General features: G+C 35.3%; 1 protein-coding gene. It reads left to right on the top strand.

What is annotated here, in order from left to right:
- On the top strand, positions 1-303 hold a 303-nt coding region (locus DNK84_RS14030), incomplete at its 5' end, for a transposase (RefSeq protein WP_162902532.1).
- Positions 304-532: the final 229 nt, after the last annotated feature.

The raw sequence follows: 532 nt of genomic DNA, 5'->3' as shown, positions 1-532 counted from the left end.
GAGGCGCTTTACAAGCACTCACCTCTTTTAAAGAAGGCGCATAGCTATGCACTAAAATTGACGCATATTTTTAACACACATCATGATAGAAAATCTGCTATGGCTAAATTGGATCGATGGATAATCAGTGTCGAGAAAATTGGCCTTAGTTGCTTTAATACGTTTATCAAGACTTTGAATAAGCATAAAGGCAGCATTGCTAACTATTTTAAAAATAGATCAACTAGTGGGTTTGTGGAAGGGTTGAATATTAAAATTAAGGTCATTATACGACGCTGCTATGGGTTATTTAAAACCGACTAGCTTCTCCAGTGATAAACGATAGATTTAAACGGCTACTGCATATTCTGATTGTAACCAAGCGAAAAGGGTAGAGAGCTTTTACGTTGTCATTTAACATCTAAGTCACCGTATGACAGATTTTCTCTAAATAACAGACAGCAATATCAAACTAGCCAGTGGGAAAATCTATATCGAGAGCACGGATAACTCCTAAAATAATTAAAACAAAATGGACAATCAGTAAATCAAT

Origin of the sequence: Facilibium subflavum, from assembly GCF_003574485.1 — a bacterium.
In the GTDB taxonomy this organism is placed as follows: domain Bacteria; phylum Pseudomonadota; class Gammaproteobacteria; order Francisellales; family Francisellaceae; genus Facilibium; species Facilibium subflavum.
The sequence above is the reverse complement of the archived record's forward strand: the minus strand, read 5'-3'. Positions and strand labels throughout refer to the sequence as shown.